The sequence below is a fragment of the Pseudomonas sp. G(2018) genome (assembly GCF_005502415.1).
Lineage (GTDB): Bacteria > Pseudomonadota > Gammaproteobacteria > Pseudomonadales > Pseudomonadaceae > Aquipseudomonas.
In genome coordinates this window covers 1-15,820 of record NZ_SCOO01000063.1, presented here as the reverse complement: position 1 = coordinate 15,820, position 15,820 = coordinate 1, and the positions used below count along the sequence as shown (strand labels likewise).

Below are 15,820 nucleotides of genomic sequence, written 5' to 3'. Positions count from 1 at the left end.
AAACTGGTCCACGGCAGGTCGAGGTTCATCTCGGGCCATACCAGTTGCGAGGCGATCCACACGCCCATTGCCATCCCCACGACACCCCAGACAATGGTCGCCACGACGAATTGACGGACGACCTTGTAGTTGTAGGCTGGGGTATCTACGGTACTCATCTGGCGATCACTCGCTGTGCTTGAGGAGAATAGTCACGAGATTTCGCAGAACATGCTCGTTAAGAGATGTGAGTATTGAGGAGTAGGGTTGTTAAAAGTTGTGAACAGAACGAATTCGCTGAAACGCGAAAAATCGGTGCTTGAAACTGGCAAAGTAATAAGCGTTGACCGCCGACTGGACGGTCAGGAGCGATGACAGATGGTTTTTCGAATCAGTGGTTTAACACGCTCATGAACATATCTGACATAACACCTGATTTAACTTATGGGCGATGTCAGATGTTCATAGTTCACCGCTGCCACAGGCCAGTTACGCTAATATTTCGAACGGGAATAATCTCGATACGCGTCACGAGCGGCAACGTTTTCAATCTTCACATCCCTTCGTTGCTGGTAGACAATGCGCGCTCTGCTCCGGGGTAGTTCAGCGGTAGAACACTCGGCTCTTAACCGGGTGGGCGCTGGTTCGAATCCAGCCCCCGGACCCACTACATCGCAGGGTCAGAAGGACATATGTCCAGGCACGATAGGGAATCGGATGCAATGGCCGGCATAAACGTCGGTTATGCGGTCTTTCAGTTATCTCGAGCATTGACCGCATCGGGGCTCGACACTGAGGCAAAAACACGCGAACGGATTGAACGCTGGCAGCAGGTGGTCGAACACATGGTGCAGGGCACTGCGCTGTATGGCTCGCGCGCACCACTCGTGGATGTGCCTGAATGGGTCACGCTGGAGGTTGTCACGGGTGGTTTTGCCACTGGGCAGTATCTGGCCGGTGGCGCACTGACCGAGTACGAGCGGCGGTTGGCCGCCTCAATCCCAGGCATCCGCCCTGGTTTTGAACGACTTGATCTCAACACCTGGCACCTAACGGATGAGGGGATCGAAGCACTGCAAAAGCAGCTGGTGAACAGCGACTACCGGGTCGATGTACCAGAAGAGGCAGCGCTACTGTCCGTGGCTTGGCTGTTGGGCCAGCAGCGCACGGAGGAAGCGCGCAAACTGATTGTGTCGATCGCTCCTTTTTTTGAGCAACTGCGTTTCTTTCCAATGGCTTCTGACGGGCTGCCACTCGCGGCGGCGGAAGTGCACATCTTCGATGTCGGCGATATCAAAAAGCTGCTTTCAAAACTCCCAGCGCAGCAGCGCCTGGCGGTGCAAAAACATGTGGTCGCGACTCGGTTGACTCTCTACGACGCAGCCATCTCGCTCTTCCTCTTAACGTACCAGGATGATTGGCCTTGTCGGCAATATCCTGAAGGCTGGCTTGAGCAGGCGAATACTCTTAATAATCAGTTCGATGCAACCAGTAACAATGACATCCGTAATGTTGAACCTTTCAGAGATCGGGTAGGGGAGTTGTACGCGTTGCTTAGGCTCTGCTCCCATGACCGAGCTTCGCTTACAGGGCGTCAAGTCGGACGTATTCGGCGGATCGTCAATGATTTCATGTGCAAACATGGTCATCCAGAATCTGAAGATCATCTACAGTACCGAAAAATGCAGCGCCGTCAGGTGGCCGCGCCCGAGCATCATCTCATCGCCAAGGTTGTTTCTGAGCGTCTGACCAGCTATTCGAGTTCGGAAGGCATCTCTGATTTTTCGGCCCTGTTGGAACCGATTACCAGTGAGGAGGCTAAGGCATATTCGCTGAAAACAGGTGTCGCCATTCCACCAGCAGTTCGCCGACGCCTCGAGCGCTGTCGAAAGGGAACCATCAGTCAGTTGATTGACAACGGATTGATCACATCTGGGGATACCGTGGCGCGAGTACTGCCAGCGATGACGGCCGAAATCTGCAGTGCTGGATTTCGCGATACGATACTGCGCACGTTGTCTATCGCAACGTATCGTGCTTTTCGGCGACGCCGTTCATTGCTGCTGCTCAACCTACAGAGCCAAGTCAAAATCAGTGAGCTGCCTTGGGTAGCGGCCGTCGAAGGTGAACGTGAGGCACACGCTGTCGCTGTTGAGGGAGCCAGACAAGCCTTGATCGAATCCTCGGCAACGACCCTCTCTGCTTTTCCTCAGGCAATCCTTCCGAACAAACTACTTCAGGAGTTTGGTTCGCTTGCTGTCACCGCGAAGCTGGATCTTCCTTTTGTGGAGGAGGTCGCGGTGGACATTTTCATGGGAACCTTCTCGAACAAGTTCGTGGAAGCAGCCAGACGAGCGGCCTCGTTGATAGGTGGCACCCTTTACGCCCATTATTACGACATCGACACGAACCAACTGGCGATCCTTCCCGATAAGCCGAAATCGAAGAGCAGAAACTATTTCCAGCGTGACTTGGATACCAGTGATGCATTGGCGAACCTTTGCGCACAGCGGGCTAATGCACCCTTGGGTGCATGGCACTCAGCAACCAACGGAAGGATCATCGAGCAACAACAGATTCTGACGACGCAAAACCTTTCGCTTCTATTTGGTGAGCTCGGTTTGAAAGCGCTGCTACATCATCGCCTGGGTTCACTTGCTCAGGAGTGCTTCCAATGGATATGCATGCGGCAGCAGATGAAAATCAAGTTCTACCACTCAAGCTTGGTGATGCTCAAAAATACCGCTTATGCCTGGCGCCAGATGGTGTTTTATTTATCCATGCTGGATGACGCCGAGAGGCGTTGCGCAATCGATAGCATCGAAGCTCATTTCGCGGCTCAACCCATTGCATTCCGGGAGAGATTTCTACCGGCAATTATGGGGTTGCGCGTGGCAGCTTCCGGGCTCCCGTTGACTCTCAACCGCCAGAAAAGTGAGGGGGCTCAGGTGTTTCTCGGATGGACCACCGAACGACATTGGTTGTTACCGCCGCAAACGAATGACATCAGTTAAACGCTCGGCGGTATCGATGAGGCGTGCTTGAACGCCTCAAAGGCGATATCTGTATATCCGGCTGGAGTTCTTGTACCGACGGGGCAAAACTTTCATGCATACATCAGGGACCGAAGTCAGGAAGGACGTCCAACGAGAAGCCTGAACGTCTGCAAAAATCGGAAAGTGGTGAAGCTTAACCTCAAGCACAAGCATAGAAAGTTCCGCCCAGACACATCATTTAACATAATATACATTACACGTACTTAAACATATTCAACGTGAGGCTCTGTCAGGGCAGATTTCAAGCCTGCATCACCTCAGTCACGCTCGTTTGCTGCTGTGATGAAATCCAGACCCCGCAACGCTAATCTCTATGAGCGATGCGCTCAATCTCCGTATTGTCTTGTTCACTCATTTCACTCAATGCCAAGGCTGGATCGTGATCCTGTAGCGCTCTTCATGGAAGTCTGCGCGTCCTGCAGATTGCGCGGCTGGATTCTGCGTGGAGTGTTTTCTATTGCTGATGCTCCACGCAGAATGATTTTTCCTTGGGATGCTCATATTCCCCGGTACGGCCCGGATGTACATCAACGCCAGGATCCATGATGACAACACCAGAATTACGGGAGACGCTTGTCACTCAAAAACTGAGCCCTGAGGATTGAAGAACCGATGCGGGAGCTACACGACCTTAATAATCGTTGATAACGTCAGTGGGATTGCGTTTTGAGTTGAACAGACGATCCGGTCGTTCACGTTGGGATTCGCAGGCTTTTCAATACCCCAACCGCTGATTTGCTAATTTTTTAATAATTATTACTTATAACTACGCTAAACATCTATTTAGTAGATTTAAATTTAAACGGGGCTCGGGACTCGTTGTTTCGACTATGCAATCCCCTGCTCCACTACTCGCCCCGCCGTGCATCACTCATGTTTCATCAAAGATTTACCGAGCCAGCGCCAGATCAATGGCTTTCATTATGATGGCGTGGGTTTTCATCCCGCCGGGTCGATTTATCATTTGATCATTTGGCAGACGCTTCTTTGATTTTTTAGTCAATCAAATATCTGATTACCCCCTTGGAATCCCTATTTCATGGGGTGTTTGGTGGCGCGCTTTATGCTTGTACCGATGTAGACCACACAAGAGCGCGCCCTATTATGAAAACTTTCATCAGTTTCTATCCTGGACGTTATCCAAATCCACTTTGGGATGATCTTGATTGGTCTTCATTAATCAGTGTTTCACCCGGCAGCCACTTGATTACCTCCCGGAATGGTTATGTTCACCATGGGATATATCTTGGAGAACAGCAAGTGATCCACTACGCCGGTATGTGTGGAGGCTTTGAAACGGGTCCAATTGAAATTATCCATTTGAGCCGTTTCGCCAACGGAAGACAGGTGCATGTCAGAAGGCACAGGCAAGCCTGTTTCAAACCTGAGGTGGTTTTAGACCGAGCGCTTTCCCGTGTAGGTGAGTCCCGCTATCGTCTGCTTACCAATAATTGCGAACACTTTTGTTATTGGTGTCTCTTTGGAAAGCATGAAAGCCCGCAGGTGAGAGATGCGTTGGCTCATCCGGTAAAAGCGATTAAGTTGATGGCTCTGCATTGGCCAATGTTGGCATCCCTGTATTTTCCTGTGATCCGCAAACGTATCGCGCTCAATTAGATGCGTGAGCGCGACTGTCTATTCTGCCGCCCACCTTTTTGCAACTTCCGCCAACTGAATACGTGCCCTCTCCAAGGCCTCTTCCCGCTCCTCCTTTGCTGCAAATTGGGTAGGTTGTGCATTCACGAACGCCAGGTCTTGAACGCCTATGAATCCAAATGCGGCCTTGAGGGACGGCGTCAGTGCATCCAGATGCGAAAGTGGCATGCCCGCACGCATGTCTGTTCCACGGGTGGTGATGAACAACGCTTTGTGCTTCACCAGCTGGCCGATGTATTGACCTGAGCCATCGACTACGTAGGTCAGTTCCGCTCGAATGATGTTGTCTATAAAGGCTTTGAAAACCGATGGGTAAGAAAAGTTATGCATCGGCATGGCAAACAGGAACGCATCAGCGTCCAGGACGCGTTTGCACAAGGCCGTGGATGGCGCCAGCGCCTGTTCCATCGCGGCAGTGCGTTGCTCCGTGGGTGTGTACGCGGCGATCGTGAATGATTCGTCGATATGGGCAGGAGGATGCTCCATCAGGTCCAGGTAATCGATGTCGAGTTTTACATTCAGTGCGCGTAAACACTCCACGAAGTGGCGGGCCAGCGCTCGCGAATTCGAGCGCCCGCTTTTTGGACTGGCATCAACGTGCAGCAACTTCATGGACGCACTCCCCCGGATTATTGTTGTTCGTAGAGCCGATTGCGGTTTCGGGCTTGAAGCCATTTCATCATTATTACCTGATGTTCAACAGGCGTTTGCCCGATATTCATGGCTCAAGCTTCCTCAGTGACTGAATGAGGTACTGCATTGTGTGCAGTGTGGCTTGGCGACTCTTTGGTCGGGCGCGTGAAACGCACTGACAAATGGCGCAGCAGCACATAGAACACGGGGGTCAAGAACAGGCCGAAGAGCGTTACACCGATCATCCCGGTGAACACCGCGATACCCATGGCTTGACGCATTTCCGCACCGGCACCACTGGAGGTAATTAGCGGCACTACACCAGCGATAAAGGCGATGGAGGTCATCAAAATCGGCCGCAGGCGAAGTCGCGCCGCTTCTATGGCAGCCTGGCGAATCGAGCGGCCCTGGTGCTCCAGTTCGTGAGCGAACTCGACGATCAGAATCGCGTTTTTGCAGGCTAACCCCACAAGCACCACAAAGCTGATCTGGGTGAACAGGTTGTTGTCTCCTCCGGTCAGCCAAACCCCCGCAATCGCCGAAAGGATGCCCATTGGAACAATCAGCAGCACAGCGACGGGCAGGGTCAGACTTTCGTACTGCGCGGCAAGCACGAAGAACACCAGCAGCATCGACAGCGGCAAGATGATGAACAGCGTGTTGCCCGCGATCTTGTTCTGATAGGTCAGTTCCGTCCATTCGTAGCCTATGCCACGCGGCAACGTTTCTGCGGCGATGCGCTCGATGGCTTCCAGTGCCTGGCCGCTGCTGTAGCCCGGGGCCGGACCGCCGCTGACGTCTGCCGACGGGAAACCGTTGTAGCGCATGGCCTGATCCGGACCGTAGGTCTGGGTCATTTTCAACACTGACGCCAGTGGGACCATGTCGCCTTTATCGTTACGGGCCTTGAGCAAGCCGATATCTTCCGCGTGCCCCCGGAACTCGGCGTCAGCCTGTACTTTGACCTGGAAAGTACGGCCGAACTTGTTGAAGTCATTGACGTAAATCGAGCCCAGGTAGATTTGAAGTGTTTCGAATACCGACGGGATTGAAACACCCAGCTGCTGGGCACGCGTACGGTCGACATCGGCGTACAGTTGCGGCACGTTCATCTGGAAGCTGGAGAACATGCCGGCAAGTTCAGGTGCCTGTCTGGCCTTGGCCATGAACGCCTGCAGCGCATTATTCAATGCCGGCGTGCCGAGCGCCGCCCGGTCCTGCAACTGCAACTTGAAGCCGCCTACGTTACCCATGCCAGACACAGGTGGCGGTGGGAATACTGCGGTGTAGGCGCCTTTGATCTCGCCGAATTTGGCATTGAGCTGAGCAGCAATTTCATTGCCTGTCATACCAGGCCCTTGGCGCTCGGCAAAATCCTTGAGCACGAAGAACGCAACACCGGAATTAGGGCTGCTGACAAAACCGTTGATGGACCAGCCGGCATAGCCGGTAACCGCCTCCACGCCCGGCACAGCCAGTGCAGTGCTGGTCATGTCGCGCAACACGGCTTCAGTACGATCCAGGGAGGCGGCGTCGGGCAGTTGAACAAAGCCCACCAGGTATTGCTTGTCTTGTGGCGGGACAAACCCTGCCGGCACCTTGTTGAAAATCAACACAGCCGCGACGACCAGCACGCCGTAAACCAGCAACGCCAGTGACTTGCGCTTGAGTACCCTGGAGACGCTTGTCCCGTAGTTATCAGAAGCTCGACCAAACAGCCGGTTGAAGTGTTTGAAGAAGCCACCGAAGACTTTATCGAATGCTTTTTGAAACGCGTCCTTTGGCGCGTCGTGCCCCTTGAGCAGCATGGCTGCCAAGGCCGGCGACAGGGTCAAGGAGTTGAATGCGGAGATCACGGTGGAAATGGCAATGGTCAAGGCGAACTGCTTGAAGAACTGTCCGCTGAGCCCACTGACGAACGCCAACGGCACGAAAACCGCACACAGGGTCAGCGCGATCGCAACGATCGGCCCCGATACTTCGCGCATCGCCTGGTACGTCGCTTCACGGGCCGACAGACCGAGCGCGATATTGCGTTCGACGTTTTCGACCACTACGATCGCATCGTCGACCACGACCCCGATGGCCAACACCAATCCGAACAGGCTCAAAGCATTGATCGAAAAGCCCATCATCAACATGATGGCGAATGTCCCCACCACCGATACCGGTACGGCCAGCAGCGGAATGATCGAGGCACGCCATGTCTGCAGGAAAATGATGACGACCAGGACGACCAGCACGATGGCTTCAAGCAGCGTATGAATGACCGCATCGATCGAAGAGCGGACGAATTGTGTCGGGTCGTAGATCACCTGATAGTCCACGCCTTCGGGCATGTCCTTTTTCAACTCGGCCATGGTCTTGCGCACATTGTCGGAAATCTGCAATGCGTTGGAACCCGGCAGCTGGTAGATGAGGATGGCGTTAGCCTGCTTGTTGTCCACCAACGTGCGCAACGCGTATTCGCCAGCCGCCAGTTCTACCCGGGCAACATCACGCAAACGCGTGACGCGGCCGTCTGCCGAGGTACGGACAATCACGTCGCGGAATTCTTCTTCTGTTGTTAAACGGCCGCGAGCGTTTACTGAAATCTGATAGTCGACGCCAGGCGCAGAAGGTGATGCACCAATCACGCCGGCTGCTGCGTTGACATTCTGCTCACGCAGCGCCTGCACCACGTCACCGGCTGCCAGATTCCGGGCCGCCAGCTTGCGCGGATCGAGCCAGATACGCATCGCGTAATCGCCCGAACCCGCCACTTGAACCTGGCCGACACCTGGAAGACGCGCGAGCTGGTCCTTGATATTGATCAGGGAATAGTTGCGAAGGTACTGCATGTCATAGCGTTCGTTAGGTGAACGCAAGTGCACAACCATCGTGAGATCAGGCGAGCTTTTAAGCGTGGTGACGCCAAGGCGCTGCACCGCTTCGGGCAGGCGCGGCAATGCCTGGTTTACCCGGTTCTGCACCATTTGCTGCGCAAGGTCGGGATTGGTGCCGAGCTTGAAGGTCACCGTCAGGGTCAGCTGACCATCCGGCGTGGCCTGGGAATTCATGTACAGCATCCCTTCCACACCGTTGATCTGCTCCTCCATGGGCGTTGCAACCGTCTCGGCGATAGTCTGAGGGTGCGCCCCAGGGTATTGAGCTTTCACCACGACCGAGGGTGGCGCGACATCCGGGTACTCGGATATGGGCAGGTTGAAAATGGCAATCAGACCGGCAATGAAGATGATCGCTGAAAGCACGCCGGCGAATATCGGTCGATCAATGAAAAAGCGCGAGATGTTCATGAAAGCTGCTCCTTACAGACCGACGATCAGGACCGTCCCGAAGTGTTCTGGATGCCGATGGCGACTGAATCGACAACCGGCTGCGGATCCACCAGGTCGTCAGGACGGATTTTCTGCAGGCCTTCCACGACGATGCGCTCGCCTTTGGAAAGGCCCGAACGCACAACACGCCAGCCATCGATCACCGGGCCCAGAGCTACCTCTCGGTAGGCCACCCTGTTTTCCGGGGTGACGACAAACACGTACTTTTTGGATTGGTCTGTGCCTACCGCTTGATCGCGTATCAGCGTCGTGGCTCGCGGTGCGGAGTCACCGGTACGCACTCGGGCATACATTCCAGGGGTAAGTTCGCCATTGGTGTTGTCGAACACCGCACGCACCCTTAGCGTTCCGGACTGACGATCCAGCTGGTTATCCAGGGACTTGATACGCCCGCTGTAGGGGTAATCCGCCTCATTCGCCAACCCCATGAATACCGGCAAATTGTTAACCCCGGTGCTGCCCTTTGCGCCATTGCGAACAAAGCGGATGTAGCTCGCTTCATCGAGCTCGAAGTTCACATAGACCGGAGACACGGAAACAATGCTGGTGAGGACGGGAGCCTCCGGGCCGGTGCCAACCAGGTTGCCGACCGTGAGTTCGGCGCGGGAAACCCGGCCCGTTACCGGCGCCGTGATCGTCGAATACTGCAGGTTCAGTTGGGCGCTCAGTACATCGGCCTGCGCCGCGCTCAGGGCTGCTTGCGCTTCCAGTACGTCATTTGCACGTTGATCCAGCTCACGCTGGGAAATGGCCCGCTGGACGATCAATTTGCTTGAGCGCGCCAGCTCGGTTTTGGCTAGAGACAGGCGCGCCCTGGCGCTTTCGCGTGTCGCTTGCGCTTTAGCCAATGCAGCCTCATAAGGGCGAGGGTCAATGGTGAACAGAAGGGCCCCTTTGTTGACCACTTGCCCTTCCTGGAAATGCACGGCATCAATGGTGCCGTTGACTCGTGGACGAATCTGGACATGTTCAATCGCTTCGATGCGGCCAGAGTAGTCACTCCACTCGACAATGGGTTTTTCTATTACCTGCGCGACGCTCACCGGTGTCGCTATGCTCGCAGGTTGTGCTGCTGGAGCGGCGACAGGCTCCTGGATTTGATAAGTGCCCACTCCCAGCACGATCAATACGCTGACAGCGAGTGCAGTTTTACTTTTTTTTGCCATCGGCGTTGAGGTGTTCATGTCAGATCTCGCGTGGAAGTTGAAGGCAACGACTGAGCAGTGATAGCGTCTTCAGTCAGCGCTTGGGTTCACGCACGATAGATTCTTGGGTGGCTGCTCAAAACATCCAATTCCCCCTAAAATCCCTACACCGGTGCTTTCAAGGTGCGCGACTGCCATGCCCTCCCCCGAGTACACCCTCCTCCAAAGCTGGCACCAGAACGCCGAAGCCTGGATCGAAGCGATCCGCAGCGGCGCCATCGATAGCCGCCTGAAAGTCACCGACCAGGCAATCCTGCTGGCGGTGCTGGGCCGTCAGCCCGGGCGTGTGCTGGATCTGGGTTGCGGCGAAGGCTGGTTGCTGCGCGCACTGACTGAACGGGGCATCGAGGCGTTCGGGGTGGATGGCAGCGCGACGCTGGTGGAGGCGGCGCGCAAGGCGGGATCTGCACCGGTGCATTTGGCGAGCTACGACGAGTTGGCGGAGACGAAGGTCGACGTCGGTAGCGACTACGACCTGATCTGCGCCAACTTCGCCCTGCTGCACCAGGACATCATCCCCCTGCTCGCGGCCATGAACGCCCTGCTCACCCCAGGCGGCGCGCTGGTAATCCAGACGCTGCATCCCTGGGCGGTGGCGGCCGGCGACTATCAGGATGGATGGCGGGAAGAGATGTTTTGCGGATTCAGGGGCCAGTGGCAGCCCATGCCGTGGTATTTCCGAACCCTGTCCAGCTGGCTGAATGCGCTGGACATGGCCGGTTTTCAACTGGTCGGTTTGCAAGAACCGCAGCACCCGCAAAGCCCTGTGCCGCAGTCCTTGCTGCTGGTGGCCGAGCAGCGTCGCTAAAGCGCCCTTGTCGCTACATCTCGACCTGTGTGCCCAGCTCTATCACCCTGTTGAGTGGCAAATTGAAGTACTTCAGATTGCTGTTGGCGTTCTTGAGTAAAAAGGCGAACAGCCCCTCTCGCCAACGAGCCATACCGATGCGTTTGGTCGGGATGACGGTCTCGCGGCTAAGGAAATAAGTTGTGCGCATCGGGCTGAAATCCAGCTCGGCCAAATGACACAGACTCAAGGCCAGCGGGACATCCGGCTCCTCGATAAAACCAAAGTGCAGACTGACCCGGAAGAAGCCTTCACCGTAGGATTCAACTTCGAACCGCTGGTCGGCAGCCACCCGCGGGCTGTCTTCGGATACCACGGTCAACAGCACCACTTGCTCGTGCAGAACCTGGTTATGCAGCAGGTTGTGCAGCAGTGCGTGAGGAACGGCATCGGCCCTGGCTGTAAGAAATACCGCCGTGCCTTGTACGCGATGGGGAGGCTGCGTGCGGATGCTGGCGATGAACAGTGGTAAAGGAAGCGTGGTTTCATCCAGCCGCTCAACAATCGTCTTCCTGCCCCGCTTCCAGGTTGTCATCAAAATGAACAGGCCAATGCCGGCAATCACCGGGAACGCACCGCCTTGAAAAATCTTCGGCGCATTGGCCGCGAAATACAGGCTGTCGACCAGCAAAAAACCGAGCAGCATCGGAACGGCCAACCAGCGCGGTGTTTTCCAAAGGAGCAGGACAACGGCCGAAGACAGGACGGTGGTGATCAACATGGTCCCCGTCACGGCGACCCCATAAGCGGCGGCCAAGGCACTGGATGACTCGAAACCGATCACCAGCAGGACCACTCCGACCATCAATGCCCAGTTAACCGTGCCGATGTAGATTTGTCCCTGTTCATGGCTGGAGGTGTGCTGGATAAACATGCGCGGGACGTAACCCAGCTGAATGGCCTGGCGGGTCAGGGAAAAAGCACCGGAGATCACGGCTTGAGAAGCGATGATGGTGGCCAGCGTGGAGAGCGCGACCATCGGCAACAGCGCCCACTCAGGTGCCAGCAAATAGAACGGATTGCGCACAGTCTCCGGGTTTCCCAGGATCAAGGCGCCCTGTCCAAAGTAGTTGAGCACCAGGCCGGGCAACACCAAAATGAACCACGCACGAGCGATAGGCTTGCGGCCAAAATGGCCCATGTCGGCATAAAGCGCTTCAGCACCGGTCAATGACAATACGACGGCACCCAGGATGGCCACGCCAATGCCCGGATGAACCACGAAGAACTGCACTGCCCATGCAGGGTTCAGCGCCTGCAGCACCTGTGGATGTTGCAAAATCCCGTAGATCCCGAGTACACCCAACACGACAAACCACAGCACCATCACCGGGCCGAACAAAATACCGATACGGGCCGTGCCATGTTTCTGAATCAAAAACAGTGCCACCAGCACGATCACTGACAGCGGTACGACCCAATGCTCGATCCCGTCAAAGGCAAGTTGCAAACCCTCGACAGCGGACAACACAGAGATGGCTGGAGTGATCATGCTGTCGCCGTAGAAAAGCGCCGCGCCGAAAAGGCCAAGCAGAACCAGCACCTTGCTCATGAACGGATAAGGGCTGGCCGCCCGGCGGGCCAATGCCGTCAACGCCATGATTCCGCCTTCGCCCTGATTATCGGCACGAAGGACAAACAGTACGTACTTGATCGAGACGACCCATATCAGCGACCAGAAGATCAACGACAGAATGCCCAGCACGCCGTCATGGTTGGCCTGAACGCCGTAATGCCCTCCGAAGACTTCTTTGAGCGTGTACAAGGGACTGGTGCCAATATCGCCGTAGACCACTCCGACAGCAGCAACAAGCAAACCTGCGGCGGACGTTTTGACTTGCGAGTGGTCATGGACAACGGTCGTGCTTTCGCTCACAGGTAGCTTCTCTGAATTGAAGGGCAATGGTGCATGCGATCCTTGAGCGAGAAGGGTCTCGACGCCGTTTGACACATTCCGTTGAACCTTACTTAAACTTTTCTGCGTGTTCAGAAAGCCAGGAGGTAAAGGGCGATACGCATGGACGTTGGAAAACGCGGCCAGTATCGTTTCGGACGAAAGTGACTACCGTAAAAAAAGCGTAAAAATTTTACGCGAGACGGATCACCCGGATCGATCGGTGAGGCTCAGGACGGTACGTGCCCGCTCGTTCCTACGGGGGGACTTGCCTACTAGTTCGGGTCCAGCAATCCACCGCTCCAGTTGCGCGACATCCGGCTTCCCGTGAACTTCGCCACACCCATACCCTGCGAGATCAATCGATCGCGGTAGCGCGTCACCAGTCGCCCGGTCTGTTCGGCATACAGCACCACTTCGGAGGATGGATCGCCCGGGCGGCGCAGGATTCGTGCGAAGCGCTGGCCTTCTTCGACGACATCGCCCAGCGCCTTCTCAAAGATCAACACGCCAGGCTGCGGCGCAAGGATGGTTTCCATATGCCCCATTTCCACGGCCTCGACGGGCCATTCATTGGGCGATACCGCGTCGTCGATCACCCCATACCCGCACAACCACGCATAAAGACCCTCGGCGTCCTGCCTGGCGAAGTGGTCGTTGACGTCGCCCTGCCCGCGTAACTCAAGGGTCGCGGCCATGCGTTGCCCGGTGCTGCCGTCACGTAGCCAGGGCGCAATGATGGTTTCTTCGAAGGAGCCATCACCGCCGTCATCCCAAATAATCGCCACATCCATTTTCAGCGCCGCCGCCAGTTCACGACCACGGGGCCAGAAACTGCGGTGCACGTAAAGGTAGGGCAATGCTTCGTCATCGGTGTGCAAGTCGAGCATCACATCCGCCGGCGCCGCCAGTTGCACCAGTTTCTGTTGCCATTGCTGGACGACGGTTGACGGTTGTTCCATTGCCGCCGACTGGTCGAATCCACGATTGAAGTTATGCCCGGTCGCATCATGGTATCGGCCGAGAATCCGTCCCTGGCGAAACTGTCCGATGCCCAGCGGATTGGCTTGTGGCACCACGGTCACACTGCCCTTGAGCTTGCCCTCGGACTCGGCTACCTGAAGGCGTTGCATCAACAGGTGCAGCACCAGCATCCCGGCGATTTCATCGGCATGCACCCCTGCCTGCAAATGCACGTTCGGCCCGTGACCATCGCCCTCGAAACGCCACGCACCGACCTGCACCGCGTCACCGTTATTGTTGAGAACGTTGAACGAAACATCCCGCACCATGCGCTGCCCTCCCCTCATGACTGTGGCCTAACGACGATGCTCGACGGCCTCTGGATCGAGCGGTGCCTGAGCCTCGAGGCTCTCCCCCCGGCCATCGGCCGCTGCCGGATACAGGGACTGCGACACAGAGCATTCGGCACCGACGACGTCTTGTGACGGGTGCCGGCCGAAGATCATCGCCAGGGTGCCACTGACCGCAATCAGACCGGCGCCGATCATCAGCGACACATCCATCAACGTGCCCCAGATCAGGCTCGACAGCAGGAACGCCCAGATCAGCCCGGTGTACTCGAACGGCGCCAGCACGGTCGCGGTGGCGCGCTGGAAACTGGCGAACAGCAGAAACTGCCCGATCCCGCCCATCAACCCCGCGCCGAGCATGCCCAACCAGGCGGGCGTCGGTGTCGGGGTATGGGTCCAGGGCAACGCCACGGCCATGCAGATGACGAACACCACATTGGTGATCAGCATCTGTTCCAGCACCGACGTCTGGTCATCGACCTGGCGCAACTGGATATACGTGAACGCCCAGCACATCGCTGCCAGCAGCGTCAGGACGATCGGCAACGGATCGGTCATGTTGTTGGGGCGACAAGCTATCACCACCCCGATGAAACCGATGATCAGGGCAAACCACTGCCAACCCGTGACGCGCTCCTTGAGAATTGCCGTTGCCAATACCGTGACCATGATCGGCGCCGAGAAATACAGGGTGGTCATCTCCGCCAGGGTCAGGTCCCGCGCTGCCGTGTAATACAGCAGCCAGGCCGCAATCGACAGCAAGCCGCGCACCACCAGCAAACGCCGACTGGGCGAGCGCCAGGCGCGCTGCACCAGTTGCAGGCGCCCCACCAGCAGGCAGGCAACCGCCACCACGAGGGCGCGCCAGAACAGGATGGTGACCACCGAATAATCGGCCACCAGCCACTTGATGCCGGCGTCCTGCAAGGACAGGAAGGCATAACCCAGCGTGCACAGGCCAATGCCTTGCAGCGAACGGTCGACCACGGGCGTGTTCATCATGCGGACCTGCGTACCGGCGTTCCGCGCCGTTCGGCAAAGGCAAACAGGCCCTCAATCAAGAACGTCAGGCAAACGTAGACTCCGGCCACCAGCAGCAACGGTTCATAGACTTGCAGCGTTTGGGCGCGGACAACGTTGGCCGCGCCCAGCAAGTCGATCACCGCGATGGTCGAGGCCAGTGCCGTGGATTTAAGCAACATCACCGTTTCCCCGGCCAGCGTCGGCAACAGCAAACGCAGCGCCCTGGGCAAACGCACCCGCCACAGGGCCTGGCGCGGGGTCATGCCAAAGGCCGAGGCCGCTTCCATTTCGCCTTTGGGCACCGCCAGCAGGCCGCCGCGAATCACTTCGCCGACATAGGCGCCCATCGACACCACCAGGGCGAAGACGATGTACCAATAACCATCACGCAGATAGGGCCAGAGAAAACTGCTGCGGATCAGCGGAAACTGCGCGAACAGGCTGCCGATCCCGTAGTAGAAGATGTAGATCTGGATCAGCAACGGCGTACCGCGCGTCACGCTGGTGTAGAACAGGCTGAGCTTGGCGATCACCCTGTTTTTCGAGATTCGCGCCAGTGCCACCAATACGGCCAGTGCGTAACCAAACACGCTGGAAACCAACAGAATGGCAATGGTCGTTTGCAGCCCTCGGAGCAACAGTGCCCCGTATTCAATGGTCCACGCAGGAATCATTTCAATCTCTCAGCCGGTTTAGTCAACAAGAGGCATCCAGCGACGAATGCGTCGCTCCAACCGTCCCGACAGGTAGTTGGACACCAGCGTCACCGCGTAATACAGGGCTGCGGCCGTGAGGTAGAACAACAGGTAGTGACGTGTCGAACCCGCGCCTTGCTTGGCGGTGTACAGCAGCTCGTTGGTGCCGACCACGCTGATC

At 56.5% G+C, this 15,820-nt stretch carries 10 protein-coding genes, 1 tRNA gene and 2 pseudogenes; 4 read left to right on the top strand and 9 right to left on the bottom strand.

The window, feature by feature from the left end:
- Window positions 1-158: pseudogene (locus FFS64_RS30275) on the bottom strand (cytochrome C oxidase Cbb3); the annotation flags it as partial.
- A 413-nt stretch (window positions 159-571) separates the two neighbouring features.
- Between FFS64_RS30275 and FFS64_RS30270 the strand changes: the two are divergent.
- From FFS64_RS30270 to FFS64_RS30260, 3 genes are all read left to right on the top strand, one after another.
- Window positions 572-646, top strand: a tRNA-Lys gene (locus FFS64_RS30270).
- A gap of 55 nt (window positions 647-701) precedes the next feature.
- Window positions 702-2,993 (top strand): hypothetical protein, encoded by a 2,292-nt coding sequence (locus tag FFS64_RS30265; RefSeq protein WP_137808345.1) that lies wholly within the window; start codon window positions 702-704, stop codon window positions 2,991-2,993.
- Window positions 2,994-4,139: 1,146 nt separating this feature from the next.
- The gene (locus FFS64_RS30260) at window positions 4,140-4,652 is read left to right on the top strand and encodes a lecithin retinol acyltransferase family protein (protein ID WP_137808344.1); all 513 of its coding nucleotides are present in this window, start codon (window positions 4,140-4,142) and stop codon (window positions 4,650-4,652) included.
- 18 nt (window positions 4,653-4,670) lie between these two features.
- On the opposite strand, the gene FFS64_RS30255 is transcribed toward FFS64_RS30260, so the two are convergent.
- The 3 genes from FFS64_RS30255 to FFS64_RS30245 all read right to left on the bottom strand — a co-directional run bounded on the left by FFS64_RS30255 (window position 4,671) and on the right by FFS64_RS30245 (window position 9,846).
- The gene (locus FFS64_RS30255) at window positions 4,671-5,303 is read right to left on the bottom strand and encodes an FMN-dependent NADH-azoreductase (RefSeq protein ID WP_137808343.1); all 633 of its coding nucleotides are present in this window, start codon (window positions 5,301-5,303) and stop codon (window positions 4,671-4,673) included.
- A gap of 113 nt (window positions 5,304-5,416) precedes the next feature.
- Entirely contained in the window at window positions 5,417-8,620 is a 3,204-nt protein-coding gene (locus FFS64_RS30250) for an efflux RND transporter permease subunit (RefSeq protein ID WP_137808342.1), read from the bottom strand.
- 26 nt (window positions 8,621-8,646) lie between these two features.
- The gene (locus tag FFS64_RS30245; protein ID WP_137808341.1) at window positions 8,647-9,846 is read right to left on the bottom strand and encodes an efflux RND transporter periplasmic adaptor subunit; all 1,200 of its coding nucleotides are present in this window, start codon (window positions 9,844-9,846) and stop codon (window positions 8,647-8,649) included.
- A gap of 157 nt (window positions 9,847-10,003) precedes the next feature.
- On the opposite strand from FFS64_RS30245, the gene FFS64_RS30240 reads away from it, so the two are divergent.
- The gene (locus FFS64_RS30240; RefSeq protein WP_137808340.1) at window positions 10,004-10,675 is read left to right on the top strand and encodes a bifunctional 2-polyprenyl-6-hydroxyphenol methylase/3-demethylubiquinol 3-O-methyltransferase UbiG; all 672 of its coding nucleotides are present in this window, start codon (window positions 10,004-10,006) and stop codon (window positions 10,673-10,675) included.
- 13 nt (window positions 10,676-10,688) lie between these two features.
- Here FFS64_RS30240 and FFS64_RS30235 read toward each other — a convergent pair whose 3' ends face one another.
- The 5 genes and pseudogenes from FFS64_RS30235 to FFS64_RS30215 all read right to left on the bottom strand — a co-directional run.
- On the bottom strand, window positions 10,689-12,590 hold the full coding sequence (locus FFS64_RS30235; RefSeq protein ID WP_137808339.1) for a potassium transporter Kup: 1,902 nt from the start codon (window positions 12,588-12,590) through the stop codon (window positions 10,689-10,691).
- Window positions 12,591-12,883: 293 nt separating this feature from the next.
- Complete coding sequence (locus FFS64_RS30230) at window positions 12,884-13,900, bottom strand: succinylglutamate desuccinylase/aspartoacylase family protein (RefSeq protein WP_137808338.1); 1,017 nt, start codon at window positions 13,898-13,900, stop codon at window positions 12,884-12,886.
- A 27-nt stretch (window positions 13,901-13,927) separates the two neighbouring features.
- Window positions 13,928-14,920, bottom strand: coding sequence for a DMT family transporter (locus FFS64_RS30225; protein WP_137808346.1), 993 nt, complete (start codon window positions 14,918-14,920; stop codon window positions 13,928-13,930).
- Window positions 14,920-15,618: an ABC transporter permease subunit gene (locus tag FFS64_RS30220; RefSeq protein WP_137808337.1), complete on the bottom strand. Its 699-nt coding sequence runs from the start codon at window positions 15,616-15,618 to the stop codon at window positions 14,920-14,922. The genes FFS64_RS30225 and FFS64_RS30220 overlap by 1 nt, the downstream gene beginning before the upstream one ends.
- Window positions 15,619-15,636: 18 nt before the next feature.
- Window positions 15,637-15,820: pseudogene (locus tag FFS64_RS30215) on the bottom strand (ABC transporter permease); the annotation flags it as partial.